The sequence below is a fragment of the Neokomagataea tanensis genome, assembly GCF_006542335.1.
GTDB lineage: Bacteria > Pseudomonadota > Alphaproteobacteria > Acetobacterales > Acetobacteraceae > Gluconobacter > Gluconobacter tanensis.
This window is the reverse complement of sequence record NZ_CP032485.1, coordinates 1,002,501-1,017,354: the sequence shown is the minus strand read 5'-3', so window position 1 is coordinate 1,017,354 and position 14,854 is coordinate 1,002,501. Positions and strand designations below refer to the sequence as shown.

The 14,854-nt window shown below is 52.4% G+C and carries 18 protein-coding genes, 1 tRNA gene and 2 pseudogenes (1 of these 21 running past the window's edge); 11 read left to right on the top strand and 10 right to left on the bottom strand.

Annotated features, from left to right (window positions below):
* Nucleotides 1–13: 13 nt before the first annotated feature.
* Nucleotides 14–379: a hypothetical protein gene (locus D5366_RS04690; RefSeq protein ID WP_141492488.1), complete on the bottom strand. Its 366-nt coding sequence runs from the start codon at nucleotides 377–379 to the stop codon at nucleotides 14–16.
* A gap of 234 nt (nucleotides 380–613) precedes the next feature.
* Here D5366_RS04690 and D5366_RS11800 point away from each other — a divergent pair, with 234 nt between their 5' ends.
* The 4 genes from D5366_RS11800 to D5366_RS11860 are packed head-to-tail and all read left to right on the top strand — an operon-like array spanning nucleotide 614 to nucleotide 1,597.
* Nucleotides 614–859, top strand: a complete 246-nt coding sequence (locus tag D5366_RS11800; RefSeq protein WP_170211047.1) for a hypothetical protein — start codon at nucleotides 614–616, stop codon at nucleotides 857–859.
* Nucleotides 860–882: 23 nt separating this feature from the next.
* Entirely contained in the window at nucleotides 883–1,158 is a 276-nt protein-coding gene (locus tag D5366_RS04685; protein ID WP_141492487.1) for a hypothetical protein, read from the top strand.
* Nucleotides 1,155–1,382 (top strand): hypothetical protein, encoded by a 228-nt coding sequence (locus D5366_RS04680; RefSeq protein ID WP_141492486.1) that lies wholly within the window; start codon nucleotides 1,155–1,157, stop codon nucleotides 1,380–1,382. The genes D5366_RS04685 and D5366_RS04680 overlap by 4 nt, the downstream gene beginning before the upstream one ends.
* Complete coding sequence (locus D5366_RS11860) at nucleotides 1,379–1,597, top strand: hypothetical protein (protein ID WP_141492485.1); 219 nt, start codon at nucleotides 1,379–1,381, stop codon at nucleotides 1,595–1,597. Before D5366_RS04680 ends, D5366_RS11860 begins: the two co-directional genes overlap by 4 nt.
* A 14-nt stretch (nucleotides 1,598–1,611) precedes the next feature.
* Here the strand turns inward: D5366_RS11860 and D5366_RS04670 are convergent.
* The 7 genes and pseudogenes from D5366_RS04670 to dapB form a co-directional block, all read right to left on the bottom strand.
* Nucleotides 1,612–1,688 (bottom strand) — tRNA-Pro (locus D5366_RS04670).
* Nucleotides 1,689–1,806: 118 nt separating this feature from the next.
* Nucleotides 1,807–2,721 (bottom strand): FAD-binding protein, encoded by a 915-nt coding sequence (locus D5366_RS04665; RefSeq protein ID WP_141492484.1) that lies wholly within the window; start codon nucleotides 2,719–2,721, stop codon nucleotides 1,807–1,809.
* Nucleotides 2,721–3,470: an electron transfer flavoprotein subunit beta/FixA family protein gene (locus D5366_RS04660; RefSeq protein WP_141492483.1), complete on the bottom strand. Its 750-nt coding sequence runs from the start codon at nucleotides 3,468–3,470 to the stop codon at nucleotides 2,721–2,723. The genes D5366_RS04665 and D5366_RS04660 overlap by 1 nt, the downstream gene beginning before the upstream one ends.
* Nucleotides 3,471–3,552: 82 nt before the next feature.
* Nucleotides 3,553–5,193, bottom strand: coding sequence for an electron transfer flavoprotein-ubiquinone oxidoreductase (locus D5366_RS04655; RefSeq protein ID WP_141492482.1), 1,641 nt, complete (start codon nucleotides 5,191–5,193; stop codon nucleotides 3,553–3,555).
* 55 nt (nucleotides 5,194–5,248) lie between these two features.
* Nucleotides 5,249–5,943: pseudogene (trmB, locus tag D5366_RS04650) on the bottom strand (tRNA (guanine(46)-N(7))-methyltransferase TrmB).
* A gap of 6 nt (nucleotides 5,944–5,949) precedes the next feature.
* On the bottom strand, nucleotides 5,950–7,134 hold the full coding sequence (gene metK / locus D5366_RS04645) for a methionine adenosyltransferase (protein ID WP_141492481.1): 1,185 nt from the start codon (nucleotides 7,132–7,134) through the stop codon (nucleotides 5,950–5,952).
* 217 nt (nucleotides 7,135–7,351) lie between these two features.
* A complete protein-coding gene (gene dapB, locus D5366_RS04640; RefSeq protein ID WP_141492480.1) occupies nucleotides 7,352–8,092 on the bottom strand; it encodes a 4-hydroxy-tetrahydrodipicolinate reductase in 741 nt (246 codons plus the stop codon).
* Between the two features lie 148 nt (nucleotides 8,093–8,240).
* Between dapB and D5366_RS04635 the strand changes: the two genes are divergently transcribed.
* The 6 genes and pseudogenes from D5366_RS04635 to D5366_RS04610 all read left to right on the top strand — a co-directional run bounded on the left by D5366_RS04635 (nucleotide 8,241) and on the right by D5366_RS04610 (nucleotide 12,927).
* Nucleotides 8,241–8,846, top strand: coding sequence for an FMN-dependent NADH-azoreductase (locus D5366_RS04635; RefSeq protein ID WP_141492479.1), 606 nt, complete (start codon nucleotides 8,241–8,243; stop codon nucleotides 8,844–8,846).
* Nucleotides 8,847–8,983: 137 nt separating this feature from the next.
* Nucleotides 8,984–10,078 carry a redox-regulated ATPase YchF gene (ychF, locus tag D5366_RS04630; RefSeq protein WP_141492478.1) on the top strand — a complete coding sequence of 365 codons (1,095 nt, stop codon included), beginning with the start codon at nucleotides 8,984–8,986 and terminating at the stop codon, nucleotides 10,076–10,078.
* Nucleotides 10,071–11,338 (top strand): annotated as a pseudogene (locus D5366_RS04625) (glutamate-5-semialdehyde dehydrogenase). Before ychF ends, D5366_RS04625 begins: the two are co-directional and overlap by 8 nt.
* A gap of 38 nt (nucleotides 11,339–11,376) precedes the next feature.
* Nucleotides 11,377–11,958, top strand: coding sequence for a nicotinate-nucleotide adenylyltransferase (locus tag D5366_RS04620; RefSeq protein ID WP_240775349.1), 582 nt, complete (start codon nucleotides 11,377–11,379; stop codon nucleotides 11,956–11,958).
* On the top strand, nucleotides 11,934–12,467 hold the full coding sequence (gene rsfS, locus D5366_RS04615; RefSeq protein WP_141492476.1) for a ribosome silencing factor: 534 nt from the start codon (nucleotides 11,934–11,936) through the stop codon (nucleotides 12,465–12,467). Before D5366_RS04620 ends, rsfS begins: the two co-directional genes overlap by 25 nt.
* 1 nt (nucleotide 12,468) lies before the next feature.
* Nucleotides 12,469–12,927, top strand: a complete 459-nt coding sequence (locus tag D5366_RS04610) for a 23S rRNA (pseudouridine(1915)-N(3))-methyltransferase RlmH (RefSeq protein ID WP_141492475.1) — start codon at nucleotides 12,469–12,471, stop codon at nucleotides 12,925–12,927.
* 53 nt (nucleotides 12,928–12,980) lie between these two features.
* Here D5366_RS04610 and D5366_RS04605 read toward each other — a convergent pair whose 3' ends face one another.
* Both D5366_RS04605 and D5366_RS04600 read right to left on the bottom strand, forming a co-directional pair.
* Complete coding sequence (locus D5366_RS04605) at nucleotides 12,981–13,637, bottom strand: CHAP domain-containing protein (protein ID WP_141493826.1); 657 nt, start codon at nucleotides 13,635–13,637, stop codon at nucleotides 12,981–12,983.
* Nucleotides 13,638–13,828: 191 nt separating this feature from the next.
* Nucleotides 13,829–14,179 (bottom strand): RidA family protein, encoded by a 351-nt coding sequence (locus D5366_RS04600; protein WP_141492474.1) that lies wholly within the window; start codon nucleotides 14,177–14,179, stop codon nucleotides 13,829–13,831.
* Between the two features lie 208 nt (nucleotides 14,180–14,387).
* Here D5366_RS04600 and D5366_RS04595 point away from each other — a divergent pair, with 208 nt between their 5' ends.
* Nucleotides 14,388–14,854: the 5' portion of an MBL fold metallo-hydrolase gene (locus tag D5366_RS04595; protein ID WP_240775348.1), read on the top strand. The gene runs 142 nt beyond the window's last position; the window shows 467 of its 609 coding nt (coding positions 1–467); its start codon is at nucleotides 14,388–14,390; its stop codon lies off the right edge, out of view.

The following is a 14,854-nucleotide window of genomic DNA, read 5'->3' as shown; positions in this document are numbered from 1 at the left end:
GGGCGGTTTTTTGTTAGTTGGGTGTAGCGTTGTTTTGTGGAGCGCCGTTGCTTGGATGCTCTGCATCGTACCATTCAGCTTTTTGTTTTACTGAAGCGGCATCGTGGTGTCTTTGCCACCAGCTTGCTTTTTCGTCGGGAGCTGCTGGGTGCTCTTTGTCCCAAAGGGCAGCTTTTTCGGCGATTCCTTTACGGTATTCGTGGCGCGTATACATGCCAGCTACGCAACCGCCGACGGCGCCCAAGACGCCATGTTTGACAAAATGCCCACCGACGGCGCCAGCTGCACCGTATTTGAGGCAACCGCCTGGTTCTGCAAGGGCTGGAGAAGCTGTGGCGATTGCAGCGAGGAAGAATACTCCTCGAAGAGTGCGGCTCATAAAAACCTCCTGAGTCCAGCAAATAAATTGCTCTTTCAAAGTAGGTGGAAACAGGGATGTAATCAACTGATTGTGGAAAATTTGTAAATAAATGCTTGCCATAAAAGCGCTAAATAAGTATGTATTGTGGCATTAAGCCATAAATTTAAATGGTTTGATAATTAACATGAAATTTTAGTAAGGCATCTTTTCGCAATGAGAGGTGTCTTTTTTTATTTTTATAGGGATGAAATAATGAATGGGTCATTTGTTGATTTAGCAACGTTATTGAATATCTTTCCAAAAGAATACGAAACTCTGTTAGCCTTTTTTATTATTTTTTGTAAACTCATTACAGTTTTATTTCCACCGCCCAATAATAAAATTGTATATAGTGCATATAGAGTTATTTCAGTATTGGGTTTAAATATAGGTTGGGCTTCTAATTACATAGAAAGTAGTAAATCAAAATTATCTATAGATTCAAATATTAAAAAATAAATACCATAATTTAGGAACATAATATGTCTCTTTTGTCTATTTCGGCGTTTGAAAAATTAATTAATCAGAGCCTTGGGAAAGCAGATACAGAAACGGTACAGCAAGGTGTAAGCATTGGAGGAATGATAGCTCAAGGGGTACTAGAAGCGCTCGTTGCGCGCTTGAGTAGCCATATCAACGTCACAGATGTTGATGCCGCAATGGCGAAGATTTTTGATGGGGCAGTGTCGTTAGAGCAGGCGTTGAGCCAGTCCAGCGGCACCACGACCTCAAACACTGTTTCACAGCCTGTGGTGTGACGTTTAACTTAAGTGTTCTCGCCTCTACGATCTTAATGATTTTAGGGGCGGGGGTCTTGTTGTACCGTGCGGGTAAGCGCGGGCAGCAAGCTCAATCGGCGCAGCAGGATATTTTTCTGGTCCAACAGCAGAACGCAGCTTTGCGTTCTATGGCTCAGCAACGGGTTGACGCTCCGAGATCACGCGATGAATTGCTGGCAATTTTGGACCGAGGAGAGGCATGAAGTACAGATTTCCTGTAGTTTTTTTGGCTCTAGTGCTGGGAGGGTGTAGTTCTCAACCTTCACCGCGTGCGTTTTGTCCGCCTATGCATGAGTGGGATAAAGCATTTCAGGCAGAAATGGCAGCTGAGATTCGCGCGCATTGGCAGGAATGTCCTGCATTATTGCAAAGTGCTATGCAGCTTGTTGAGCTTCATAAAGCTTGTAATATTCAATAAATTTTTTGGATTATTGGTCGGAGTGAGAGGATTCGAACCTCCGGCCCCTGCGTCCCGAACACAGTGCTCTACCAGGCTGAGCTACACTCCGCCGACGGCGCATCCTCTAACGAGAGTTACTCGTTTTTGCAAGGGGGGAGCGATTTTGTAAAAGTAGAATATGATGCTTTTTCAGCGATCTACCATAAATTGGTAGATCGCTGTTTTTATTAAAGCGCTTGTTCCAGTTCCGGTAGAACCGTGAACAGGTCAGCGACCAGCCCATAATCCGCGACGCGGAAAATTGGTGCTTCTGGATCGATATTGATTGCAACGATGACGCGGCTGTCCTTCATGCCGGCCAAATGCTGAATTGCGCCAGATAGACCGACAGCAACGTACAGCTCAGGCGCAACGATTTTACCCGTTTGCCCGACTTGCATTTCGTTTGGTGCGAAGCCTGAATCCACAGCGGCGCGTGAAGCGCCAATGGCTGCGCCGAGTTTGTCTGCAATAGGGTCAAGCAGCTTAAAGTTTGCTGCGTCTTTTAACCCTCTACCCCCTGAGAGAACTACTCTGGCTGATTCCAATTCAGGGCGTTCGGATGTTGAGAGGTTGACCGAGATTTCTTCAACGGAAGGGATTGTAGCAGATGTATCAAGAGCGATTGCTTCGATAGATGCGCTTCCACCTTCACTTGCTACCGGATCAAAATTGGCGCCGCGTACTGTTAGAACTTTGATGTTATCGCTTGATCGCACAGTTGCGAGTGCATTGCCTGCATAAATCGGACGGACGAAAGTATCTGCATCCTGAATAGCAATGACGTCAGGGATAGGCTGAACATCAAGTAACCCAGCAAGCCGGGGCAGGATGTTTTTACCGTTTGCTGTCGCTGCGCTGATGATATGCGTATATTCGGCAGCAATGCTTGCAAGTAGCGCAGACGCACTTTCGGCGATGGAATCAGAAAGTGACTCTGCGTGTCGGACGCGGGCAACGCCCGGAAGGCGCGCTGCAGCTTCTGCGCCTGCGCCGAGAACAAGCACATCAACAGAACCAAAGGCGCTTGCAGCGGCAACGGCTGAGCGCGATGCCTGTCGGACTGCGCCGTTTTCGATTTCCAGAAGAACAAGAGCTGTCATCAGATCACCTTCGCTTCTGTCTTTAGTTTTTCGACCAACTCGGCCACGCTGCTTACCATGACGCCGGCTTGGCGCTCAGCTGGCTCTGCTACCGAAATCGTCGTCAGGCGTGATGCGGTGTCTACGCCGAGGCTTTCGAGCTCAATTGTCTCGAGAGGCTTTTTGCGGGCTTTCATGATGTTCGGGAGCGAGGCGTATCGAGGCTCATTCAGGCGTAGATCTGCTGTAATGATAGCCGGGAGGGGGACAGCAAATGTTGCTGTGCCGCCGTCGATCTCGCGTGTGACTTCTGCCTTGTCACCGTTCACAACGACTTTGCTGGCAAATGTCGCTTGTGGCCAGTTGAGCTTGGCAGCCAGAATCTGGCCCGTCGCGTTCATGTCATCGTCAATGGCTTGTTTGCCCATGCTCACGATGGATGGATTTTCGCGCTCGATGACGGCCTTGAGCGCGTTCGCGACGGCGCGCGGCTCAAGTGTATCGTCTGTTTTTACCAGAATAGCGCGGTCCGCACCCATGGCCATGGCGGTGCGCAAAACATCTTGCGCTGCTTGGGCCCCAATGGTGACGACCACAACCTCTTTCGCCGCTCCGCTTTCGCGCAGTCGGATGCCTTCTTCGACGGCGATCTCATCGAAGGGGTTCATTGACATTTTCACGCCTTGCGTGTCGACACCGCTACCATCCGCTGCGACGCGGACTTTCACGTTGTAATCGACCACGCGCTTGATCGGCACTAATATCTTCATTGTCCAATCCGCCACTTATAACTTCACAAAGCTGAGACAAGTTAGCTGAACTGAACGGGGAAGTCACATCCCCAGCAGATATTTACATCCCGACAGGGTAGTTGGGGCCTCCGCTGCCCTCTGGCGTGCACCATTCGATGTTTTGTGTGGGGTCTTTGATGTCACAGGTTTTGCAATGCACGCAATTTTGGGCGTTGATGCGTAGATCCCATTGATCGGGCGTTTTTTGCTCTTGTTCATATACTCCGGCCGGGCAGTAGCGACTTTCCGGTGAGTCATAGAGCGTGTGATTGACGGGTCCCCATACAGACTGGTCACGGAGTTTGAGATGTATGGGTTGGTTTTCTTCATGGTTGGTGCCGCTGAGGAAAACTGAGCTGACGCGATCGAAGGTGAGTTTGTTGTCTGGCTTGGGGTAGGCAATTGGGGAGGTTTTTGTGGCCAGACGCAAGGTCTCGTGGTCGGCATGCGGGTGGTGCAGTGTCCATGGTGCACGGCCACGCAACAGCATCGAGTCGATCCCAGCATAGAGGGCGCCAACCTTAGCTCCCCATTTTGCAAAAGCTGGTCGGATATTGCGGACGCCGTGAAGCTCATCCCAGAGCCATGAAGCGCGGAGGCGATCTTCCAAGCTATGTGCTTGTTGCTCATTGTTGTTGAGAGCATCTGCCACGGCTTCCGCAGCAAGCATGCCGGACTTCATCGCAGTGTGTGTACCCTTAATTTTGGGCACGTTGACGAAACCAGCAGAGTCTCCGGCGAGTACACCGCCCGGGAAAGTTAGGCGTGGAATAGATTGTACGCCGCCTTCTGAGAGCGCGCGTGCGCCGTAAATAATGCGCTTGCCGCCTTCGAAATGCTTTTTAAACGCGGGGTGGTTCTTGGTCCGCTGCATTTCTTCGAAGGGAGAGAGATGGGGGTTTTGGTAGTCCAGCCCTGTGACGAAGCCATAGCTGACAAGGTTTTTGCCGAAATGGTAAAGCCACGCACCGCCATAGGTGCTGTTATCTAGTGGCCAACCGAAGCTGTGTTGTACAAAGCCCGGGCGGTGGTTTTCCTCGGGGATCTCCCAGACTTCTTTAATGCCTAGGCCGTATGTTTGTGTCTCAACACCATCGCGCAGGTTGAAATGTTGCATGGCGTGGGCTGACAAGGACCCACGCGTCCCTTCGGTAAGAATGGTTTGGCGCGCACGCAGGATCATACCAGGTGTGAAATTTGGACCTTGAGAGCCGTCGCGCTCAATGCCCATATCGCCGGTGATGATTCCAGTGACGCATCCGTCTTCTATGTGTAGTTGGGCGCCGGAGAATCCGGGGTAAATTTCAACACCCAAAGCCTCGGCTTGCTCGCCCAGCCAGCGGCATACTTCGCCCAAGGAAACAACGTAATTTCCGTGGTTTGCCATGTGTGGCATGACAAGATTAAGGCCAGGAATTGGGAAGGCCCGCTTTTCCGTCAGGAAAAGGACTTGTTCTTCTGAGACTTCCGTACGCAGGGGGGCGTTTGTTTCGCGCCAGTTCGGCAGCAGTTCTTCAAGGGAGCGGGGCTCGATAACGGCCCCGGACACAATATGTGCGCCGATCTCGCTTCCTTTTTCGATCAAGCAGACATTGAGGTCGGGAGAAATTTGCTTGAGGTGTATGGCGGCTGATAGACCGGCTGGTCCACCTCCTACAACCACCACGTCAAATTCCATTTCGTCGCGTTCGATCTCTGTCATGAGTTTGGGCCTCTGCTTGAATCAATAAAATGAAAACCAAGTCGACGCACCAGTATTAGTTGCGCCTTGTAAATGTCCAATAAAATGGTTGGCGACCTTCCCGGAAAGCTTTGCTTTCGTATCGGGTGGGTGACCAGCCTTCAGGCCGTTCTGTGGTGTAAGGCGGCGTATCGAAAAGGTCTTGTGCTTTCATGACCTCTTCAACCCATTCTTGATAAACGGGGTGATCACTCGCAACCCGCCATACGGCTCCCGGTTTGAGAGCACGTGCCAGAAGCGCGATATTTTCCGGGTGGACGAAGCGGCGCTTAGCGTGACGTGCTTTTGGCCAAGGGTCCGGAAACATTAAATAAGCGCGGTCGAGACTGTTTTCCGGCAGGCTTTTCAGAAGTAGCCGGGCATCTTCCGCCCAAAGACGAAAATTCTTGGGGGAGAAGCGGTCTCTTCCTCACCTTCGGGAACTAGACGAGAAAGGAGCGAACACAAGCCGTTCTCGAAGACTTCCGAAGCGATATAGCCAACGTCGGGGTTAAGCCTGTGTTGGTCGAGCGCGTGCTCGCCGCCGCCAAAGCCGATTTCAAGGAAAACGCCAGAAATGCCATCTCCAAATGTAGAGGCAGGATTCTCTGGCGTAGCCAAGGATAGCCGAGGCAGCGACACATCAAGCAGTCGCTGCTGACGGGCCCGGAGCGGGTGGCCGCGTTGACGGCCGTAGAGGCGCTCCGGTTGAGATTTAAGAGACGTAGTCAGGGGGAATTACCGATTGAAAGCGTTGCGCAGTGCGTCGACGAGATCAGCCTGTTCCCACGTGAAGTTGTCCAGTGCTGCGTCAGGTGTACGGCCGAAGTGGCCATAAGCTGATGTTGGCGTGTAGATTGGACGGTTCAGGCGTAGGTGTTTACGGATACCGCGTGGCGACAGGTCAACCAGTTCATTGAGGATGGCGCCGAGGCGTGCTTCGTCAATGTCTTTGCCGGTATTGTCGAGATCAACATACACAGAAAGTGGCTTTGAAACACCAATTGCGTAGCTGAGCTGGATTGTGCAGCGATCTGCTAGGTTCGCAGCGACAACGTTCTTAGCAAGGTAACGCGCTGCGTAGGCTGCAGAGCGGTCGACCTTCGTTGGATCTTTGCCGGAGAACGCGCCGCCACCGTGCGGAGCTGCACCGCCATATGTGTCCACAATAATTTTACGGCCTGTCAGACCAGCATCACCATCGGGGCCGCCGATGACGAAGTTGCCTGTTGGGTTTACGTAGAATTCGTCTTCCGGGCACATCCAGCCTTCTGGCAGAACTTCACGCACGACATCGCGTAGTGTTTCGCGGATGGTGTGTTGGCTCATGCCTTCGACGTGCTGTGTCGAGATTACGACGGAGGTTGCACCGACGGGCTTACCATCGACGTAGCGCAGTGTGACCTGGCTCTTAGCGTCCGGCAGAAGGCCTACGCCACGTGCGTCACCGTTTTTGCGGTAGTCACGGACGCGCTCCAGAATAGTCTGTGCGTAGAACAGGGGCGCTGGCATGAGCTGTTCTGTTTCGCGTGTTGCGAAGCCGAACATAATGCCTTGGTCGCCGGCACCTTCGTCTTTGTTGTCGGCGCTGTCTACGCCTTGGGCGATGTCAGCGGACTGAGCATGCAGGTAGGACGTGATGTCAGCGTGCTTCCAAGAGAAGCCTTCCTGATCGTAGCCAATGTCTTTAATGGCTTCGCGTGCGCGATCGATCAGCGTGTCCTCGACAGATTTCGGGCCGCGCACTTCACCAGCCAGCACAACGCGGTTGGTAGTAACCATGGTTTCGCAAGCAACGCGTGCTTCTGGGTCTGCTTCAAGATAAGCATCCAGAACGGTATCCGAAATGCGGTCAGCAACCTTATCAGGGTGACCTTCGGAAACGGACTCAGATGTAAAGAGGAAATCGCCGTAATTGCGCACTCAGGGACCTCGCAGGGAATGAGTGGTGAAAAGGGCCGCACCATCCATTTCGGCGCTAAACAAGCCGAGATTTGTGGTAACGGTATTTCGGAATGGGACCACTTGACGGAATTGCGTCGCTAGGTCAAGTCCTGCGGTGTGCAGGAACGTATTTTTTCTGTGCTGTGATAATAAGGACAAGGGCCCTCTAGGGGCCTTTGCCGGTATTTTGTATCAATTATTCGTTTTTCAGTGTGTCTGCCATGCTGTAGAGGCCTGGTTTTTTAGTGGCTAACCAGCGTGCGGCGTGCAGTGCTCCTCGTGCAAAAACACGACGATCGAGCGCGCGATGTGACAAAGTAATTTCTTCATCCGCAGCTAAGAGCAGTAAATCATGCGCACCAATAACTTGCCCGCCACGGAGAGATGCAAAGCCAATGGCATTGTCCGGGCGGCGGCCATTTTGGTCCGTGCGTGCTACGTCTTTTAAAGACAATCCGCGTCCTTGTGCGACGGCCTCTCCGATAGCGAGGGCTGTGCCGGAAGGTGCGTCAAGTTTTTGGCGGTGGTGTGTCTCTACAATTTCAGCATCATAACTGGGAAGAGCGGCACTAATTTGACGTGCCAGATCAAGGAAAACAGTAAGAGCAGGCGAAAAATTTGCTGCTTGAAGAACTGGGATCCGGGTTGAGGCTTCTTTGATGGCATCTTGCGCCGCGTTGTCGAGGCCTGTTGTGCCAATGACCCATGCGCAATTATTTTGACTAAAGCATTTGGCATGTTCTGCAATCGTGGCTGCATTGCTTACATCGATGATCACATCTGAGCGTTTGGCGAGTTCGTCTGGTGAGGATGTAATATTTTTTTCCGGCACCGGATGACGGGAAGTACCCCCAGAAAGAGCAGTTCCAGCCTCTTCTGCACAGAGGGAGCCAAGGCGGCCAGTGATGCCTGCGATGCCAATGCGTAAATCTGTCATAAGATTATTTTGAGCGGAAAAAGGTGGCAGAGCGCAAGGGAAGAGTCAGCGGGCTTCTTTCTTTTCCAATTTTCATCACTTGCAAAATGGGCTGAAGCGTATGTTATCTAAAGTTCGGTAAAATTCGAACTTATGGACATAGATCGTCATGACTAAACTTTTGCACATTGATTCCAGTATTTTAGGCGATCACTCAACGGGCCGAGCTTTGACGGCTGATGTTGTCGCGCACTTCCGAGCTAAAGAGGCCAATTTGGAAGTGACACATCGTGATCTGGTCGCACAGCCGCTACCGCATCTTGATATGGAGTTATTTTCCCAGTTCGGAAAAGATATTCCTGCAGATGCACCGCGCCGTGATGAGCACGTGCAATCCGCTGAAGTATTGGCAGAATTTGAGGCAGCGGACATCGTTGTCATCGCGGCTCCTTTGTATAATTTCGGTGTTCCATCCCAGTTGAAGTCATGGATTGACCGCTTGATGATTGCGGGACGTACATTCCGCTATGTGCCTACGGGCATTGAAGGATTGATCGGGCAAAAGAAAATCGTGATCGTCGCGACGCGTGGCGGTATTTACGAAGAGAATACGCCTGCTGCTGCCTTCGAGCACGAAACATCCTACCTTAAGGCGGTGTTTGCTTCTTTGGGCCAAGAAGTAACAGCGATCATAGCGGAAGGCCTTGCGCGGAACGGCGGAGCTAATCGTGATGCTATTCTTGCAGCTGCTAAAGACAAGATTGCCGCGCTGTAATCGACGTTTTTTCTAAAGATCATCGGGGTTTTTGTGCCCCGATGGTTGTCCGTTACGTCGGTTTCTGCGAACAGAAGGCAACGATTATATTTTGCATAGCCGTAGCCTAAGCTGCGTTGACGTAACGGGAGTATAAAATGGGTTTCAATTGCGGCATTGTTGGTCTGCCTAACGTTGGTAAGTCTACGTTGTTCAATGCTCTGACCGAAACGGCAGCGGCACAAGCAGCGAACTATCCATTTTGTACAATCGAGCCGAATACAGGCCGTGTCGCCGTGCCAGACAAGCGGTTAGATGTTTTGACGCAAATCGGTGGGTCGCAGCGTTCAATTCCGACAAGTCTTGAGTTTGTTGATATTGCTGGTTTGGTACGTGGCGCTTCACGGGGCGAAGGGTTGGGCAATCAATTCCTGGCGAATATCCGCGAAGTGGACGCGATTATTCATGTTTTGCGGTGTTTTGAAGATGATGACATCACGCACGTAGAAGGTGGTGTTGATCCGGTCCGCGATGCTGAAATCATTGAAACAGAGCTGATGCTTGCAGATCTGGAGAGCTTGGAAAAGCGCCAGACGAATTTGCAGAAGCGTGCACGCGGTAATGACCGTGAAGCTCAGGCTCAGCTTGAGCTGATGGAGCCACTGATTGTTGCTTTGCGTGACGGCCGCCCAGCGCGCACCGCTGTACCGGAAGGACAGGAAAAGGAGGCGGCGCGCTTACAGTTGCTGACCACGAAGCCTGTTCTTTATGTGTGTAATGTCGAAGAATCTGCTGCGTCAGAGGGCAACAAGCATTCGGAATCGGTGCGCAAGCGGGCTGAAGCCGAGGGTGCGGCCATGGTGATTGTATCCGCAGCGATTGAGGCTGAGGTTAGCCAATTACCTCACGAAGATCGTGGTGACTTTCTTGAAGGGCTTGGGCTGCATGATAGTGGTTTGGACCGTGTCATTGCGGCTGGTTACAAGCTACTGGGTCTGAAAACATATTTCACGGTTGGACCTAAGGAAGCGCGGGCTTGGACCATCACGGAAGGCACGCGTGCACCGCAGGCGGCAGCTGTGATCCACAACGATTTTGAGCGTGGGTTTATTGCCTGTGAAACAGTCGCGTATAATGATTATGTGAACTTCAAGGGTGAAGCAGGCGCGAAAGAAAACGGCAAGCTCCGCATTGAAGGCAAAGAATACGTCGTTGAGGATGGTGATGTCCTTCTGTTCCGCTTCAATGTCTGACGTTGAAAATGATGCTTCTGCTGTTTTGCAGGAGCTGACGGACCGGGCGCGTCGTGCTGCCCGGTCTTTGGCACGTGCAAGTACCGAAGTGCGCAATAGTGCATTAACGGCGGCGGCGCAGGCGTTGCGAGTGCATTCAGCAGAGATCGTTGCGGCAAACCAGCGTGATTTGGCCGGACTGAGTGCTGACAGAAATGCTGCATTTCGGGATCGTTTGACGCTGACGGCTGAGCGTGTGGATGCCATGGCGACTGGGCTGGAGGACGTGGCCAAGCTGCCGGACCCTGTGGGGCGAGTTCTGCACGAGTGGGTGCAGCCAAATGGCCTTAACATGCGGCGTGTCGCGGCCCCCATTGGCGTGATCGGCATGATTTATGAAAGCCGCCCAAATGTTGGGGCGGACGCTGCGGCATTGTGCATAAAATCAGGCAACGCCGTTGTCTTACGAGGGGAGGCGAAAGCTTACACTCAGCACGAGCCATTCAGACAGCTATTGAACACGGACTGCAGCAGGCGGGTTTAGATTCGGCGTGTGTGCAAATCATGCCAAGCGCAGATCGAGCACTCGTTGGTGCGCTTTTGCAGGCGGCGGGTAGTGTAGATTTGATTATTCCGCGTGGTGGTAAATCTCTCGTTGAACGTGTTCAGCGTGAGGCTCGCGTACCTGTGCTTGCTCATGCCGAGGGGCTTTGTCACACTTACATTCACGCGGGTGCGGATTTCGCGATGGCGCGGAAGGTGCTTCTGGATGCCAAGTTGAGGCGCACAGGTGTTTGCGGTGCGACTGAGACGGTTCTGATCGATGCAGCGATTGCTCCAGAGATTTTGCCGCTTTTGGTTCAGGATCTGACAGCCAAGGGGTGTTCGTTCCGGGCGGATGATCGTGCACGATCCATCGTACCATCGTTGCCTAAAGCTACAGCAGATGATTTCCATACTGAATGGCTGGATTCGGTTCTGTCCGTTGCTGTTGTTGATGGTGTGGAGTCTGCCCTAGAGCACATAGCGCGCCACGGCAGCAGCCACACTGAGGCTATCATTACTGAAGATGCCAATGCCGCAGAGACATTTCTGAACGGAACGGAAAGCGCTGTGGTGATGTGGAATGCCTCCACGCAGTTTTGTGATGGTGGTGAGTTTGGCTTTGGTGCGGAAATTGGCATTGCCACGGGGCGTATGCACGCCCGAGGCCCTGTCGGTTTGGAGCAATTGACGTGCTACCGGTACGAAGTGCGCGGTAACGGACAGGTGCGCGGCTGAGCGGGCTCCCAAAATATGGTGATGGTCGCCGGGTCAAAGTGGGCCTTTTGGGAGGCTCATTCAATCCGGCGCATTATGGCCATATCGAGGTTGCCAAATGCGCTTTGAAGGCCTTGGGGCTGGATCAGGTCTGGCTAATGGTTTCACCCGGTAATCCGTTGAAGCCACGCGACGGAATGGCGTCTTTTTCGGCGCGTTTGGCATCTGCGCGGCGTTTGGCTGACGGACGGCGGATACGTGTTACGGATATCGAATCCAGGTTAGGCCAGAGATACACTTACAAAACAGTGGTGGAGCTGCAGCGCCGTTTTCCTCATGTTTCTTTTGTATGGATCATGGGGGCGGACGGATTGGCCCAATTTCACCGTTGGCGGGATTGGCGTCGTTTGGCAGAGCGAATTCCCGTTGCAGTTGTGCCACGGCCTGGAAGTTTTGGTTCAGCCTTACATGGGCCAGCCGCGTCGGTTTTGCGGCATAAACGTAAGCCTTTTCGGCAGGCAAAATTGCTATCTCAGCCAGATGCGTGCGGTTGGTCGTTCCTTTCTGCGCCGCAGAACGATATATCAGCTACAGCATTACGTGAATCCGGGCAGGTATGCCCGGATCCGGACGAGGAGTAAAAGTTATCACAACGTCATCTGAACACGATACCGACCTGAACGGAGCTGCACCGAAGAAAGCTTCAACAGCCCGCAAAAAAGCTGTCGCGGCAGGTCCGCAAAAAAACGCTCAGCGTGTTGAGGCAGTCGAGCCTGACACACTAACGAAGATGCTTGGGGTCATTATCGAAAGCCTAGAAGAAGATAAGGCAGAAGATATTGTCACCATCGATTTAACGGGTCGTGCGAACTTCGCAGATCGCATGGTTATTGCGACAGGTTTTGTTGATCGTCAGATCGCCGCAATGGCGCATCACATCGACAAGAAGCTGGCAGAAATTGGCTTCAAGCGTATTCTGGTTGAGGGTGCGAATGGAAGCGACTGGGTTCTGCTTGATGCAGGCTACGTCGTTGTTCATTTGTTTAAGCCCGAAAGCCGGGAAATGTATGGCCTTGAAAAAATGTGGGGCTCTGATCTTGATGCGGTTGAAGCAGAGCTTCCCGTAGGAAAGGACGGCGAGGCTTCCTAAAATGAAGCTCGTTGCGGTTGGTAAGTTAAAAGCTGGGCCTGAGCTTGCGCTGTTTGAGCGTTATGCGGCCCGGCTTCGGCCTGCGCTGTTAGTACAGGAGGTGCCTGCGGCGCGCGGTTCGGTTATTGAGCAAAAGCGCCGGGAAGCTGAACTGCTGCTTGCAGCCTGCCCTGACAATGCTTTTGTTGTGGTGCTTGATGAAGGAGGGCGTTTGTTTGATAGCCCGTCTTTTTCAAAGGCACTAACGTCTTGGCAGGAAAGCGGAAGGCCGATCCATTTTGTTATAGGTGGGGCTGAAGGGCTAGAACGCAGCGTGCTTGAAAGGGCCGATGCCGTAATGTCCTTTGGGGCCATGACATGGCCACACATGCTTGTGCGCATCATGCTTGCTGAGCAGGTTTTTCGGGCTCAGGCGATAGCAACCAATCACCCGTATCATAAAACAAGCCGCCCTGTCTGAACTGACAGAGCGGCTTGTTTGCGTTAAATCGAGAAAGATTGTGTCGAGCCGCTTCAGCGAACAGAGCGGTTCGGAGCGTCTGTATCGATGGAGTCGCTCGGTGCGGAGGCGACTTCCGAGCCGTGCGGTGCGGCGTGTGTTTCGTGCGCGAGCATTGGAACTTCGTCTGGTGCTGCGTGTGGGTAGATAAAGCCGTATGTCGGATAGATGCTGCCTAGGCGGCCTTGGTTGCCGTTGAGCGCAACGCGTACCGCGCTCCAGTCATTACGCGGTGAGACGTCAACCACGCGAACGTGTCGAGCGATTCCGTTTGCGGCCCAATGTGATTGGTCGATGAAAATTGTACGGCTGTTTGCAATTTCACGAACGACCGCAACATGGCCGAGAGGCATGCGGCGGATTCCGCGGAAGTTCAGCACAGAACCCGCTGATGGGGCATGGCCGCGTGCGTAACGTCCAGCAGCGTTATACCACCAGTCGCGCGCATTGCCGTGTAACTGAACTTCAGAGGCTGTTTTGGCGAAGGCAACGCATTGTAGGACGTGACTACCACCACGGTAATGAGCAAAAGCCAAGCGTTTAGCATGGGAATGACCATGATGGTGGCTGGCAGAGTGGTGATGAGTAGCGTGTGCCGAAGCTTGGCCGGAAAACACTGCTAATGCAGCAAACACGAACGCTGAAAGCAGGGTCTTGGGGCGGCGTAGCATCGTCGGCACGGATTCGTCGTCCTAGTTTGGTTGCGTGTGTTGTTTCAGTGACAGGCAGGTAACAATCTGTTTGCAACCCTGGCAAGTGAATAATGCAAAGCGCAACGCTAAATTTTTGTTGTTTTACAAAAAACCTCAAAATTAGCGTTTGCGCCTTTTTTGTGCCTTAATTGTCAGGGGCAAAAAATGACTTATTTCGTTGTGATGAGCATCACTTCGACAAGCATACGCGGATCTGCGAGTACGGCTTGAACGCATGCGCGTGCTGGGGCTTGTCCTTCAGGTACCCAAGCTGTCCACAAAGTGTTGAACGCATCGCGGTCAGCGATGTCTTTCAGCCAGATTTGCGCTTGGAGAATACGGGTGTTGTCTGTGCCGTGTGTTTCTAGAAGGGCATCGATTTGCTCGAAAATATCTTTTGTCTGCGCTGTGACATCCAAAGATAAATCACGGGCTACAACGCCTTGTGTGAAAATGAAGCCATGGTACTCGACGGCTTTAGACATGACGGGGTTGGGTTCAGTGCGAAGAATGCGGCTCATGGTAGGACTCCATATGATTATGAGAGGACCATGCACAATGATCATCTGGGTATAAGTGGTCAATCGTACTTTGTGTTATAGGGCTCTGCATCCTGCGCTTTGAGCGGTGCTGTATGTTTTGACGTGGGATAATGGTTCGGAGAGGAGTCTCAGGATGGGTAGGCTGAAATATCAAAGAGTTCCTGTTACGCCTTTTCGGCAAAACTGTATGGTCGTTTCTGCTGACAGCGGGCGTGCTGTTGTAATTGATCCGGGAGGAGACGTAGGTGATATCGTGTCTACTCTGGGTGGGATGCACGTTGAAGCCATACTCTTGACACATGGGCATTTAGACCATGCAGGTGGTGCGGATGAGCTGAAGGAAGCACTGACTGCCCGACAAGGTGAAGCAGTGCCCATTTTGGGGCCAGACATACGAGATGCATTTTTGCTGGGCACGATTTGTGATCAGGCGGCAGCGTTTGGATTGCAGGGGATGCGCAATGTTGAGCCCGACAAATATCTTGAGGCGGGGAATAGGCTCACTTTTTTAGGTGAGACATTCGAAGTTAGGCACGTGCCTGGTCATACGCCTGGCCATATTGTTTTTGTAAATACTGCTGAAGGCTGCGCTTTTGTTGGGGATACTCTTTTTCGCCAAACGGTCGGGCGGACAGACTTTGCGTATGGGGATGC

Bases quoted from the DNA above. Each gene is read 5' to 3' on its own strand.
- D5366_RS04690 (WP_141492488.1), bottom strand. From the start codon at position 379: ATGAGCCGCACTCTTCGAGGAGTATTCTTCCTCGCTGCAATCGCCACA.
- D5366_RS11800 (WP_170211047.1), top strand. From the start codon at position 614: ATGAATGGGTCATTTGTTGATTTAGCAACGTTATTGAATATCTTTCCA.
- D5366_RS04685 (WP_141492487.1), top strand. From the start codon at position 883: ATGTCTCTTTTGTCTATTTCGGCGTTTGAAAAATTAATTAATCAGAGC.
- D5366_RS11860 (WP_141492485.1), top strand. From the start codon at position 1,379: ATGAAGTACAGATTTCCTGTAGTTTTTTTGGCTCTAGTGCTGGGAGGG.
- D5366_RS04665 (WP_141492484.1), bottom strand. From the start codon at position 2,721: ATGACAGCTCTTGTTCTTCTGGAAATCGAAAACGGCGCAGTCCGACAG.
- D5366_RS04660 (WP_141492483.1), bottom strand. From the start codon at position 3,470: ATGAAGATATTAGTGCCGATCAAGCGCGTGGTCGATTACAACGTGAAA.
- D5366_RS04655 (WP_141492482.1), bottom strand. From the start codon at position 5,193: ATGACAGAGATCGAACGCGACGAAATGGAATTTGACGTGGTGGTTGTA.
- dapB (WP_141492480.1), bottom strand. From the start codon at position 8,092: ATGACAGATTTACGCATTGGCATCGCAGGCATCACTGGCCGCCTTGGC.
- D5366_RS04635 (WP_141492479.1), top strand. From the start codon at position 8,241: ATGACTAAACTTTTGCACATTGATTCCAGTATTTTAGGCGATCACTCA.
- ychF (WP_141492478.1), top strand. From the start codon at position 8,984: ATGGGTTTCAATTGCGGCATTGTTGGTCTGCCTAACGTTGGTAAGTCT.
- rsfS (WP_141492476.1), top strand. From the start codon at position 11,934: ATGCCCGGATCCGGACGAGGAGTAAAAGTTATCACAACGTCATCTGAA.
- D5366_RS04610 (WP_141492475.1), top strand. From the start codon at position 12,469: ATGAAGCTCGTTGCGGTTGGTAAGTTAAAAGCTGGGCCTGAGCTTGCG.
- D5366_RS04605 (WP_141493826.1), bottom strand. From the start codon at position 13,637: ATGCTACGCCGCCCCAAGACCCTGCTTTCAGCGTTCGTGTTTGCTGCA.
- D5366_RS04600 (WP_141492474.1), bottom strand. From the start codon at position 14,179: ATGAGCCGCATTCTTCGCACTGAACCCAACCCCGTCATGTCTAAAGCC.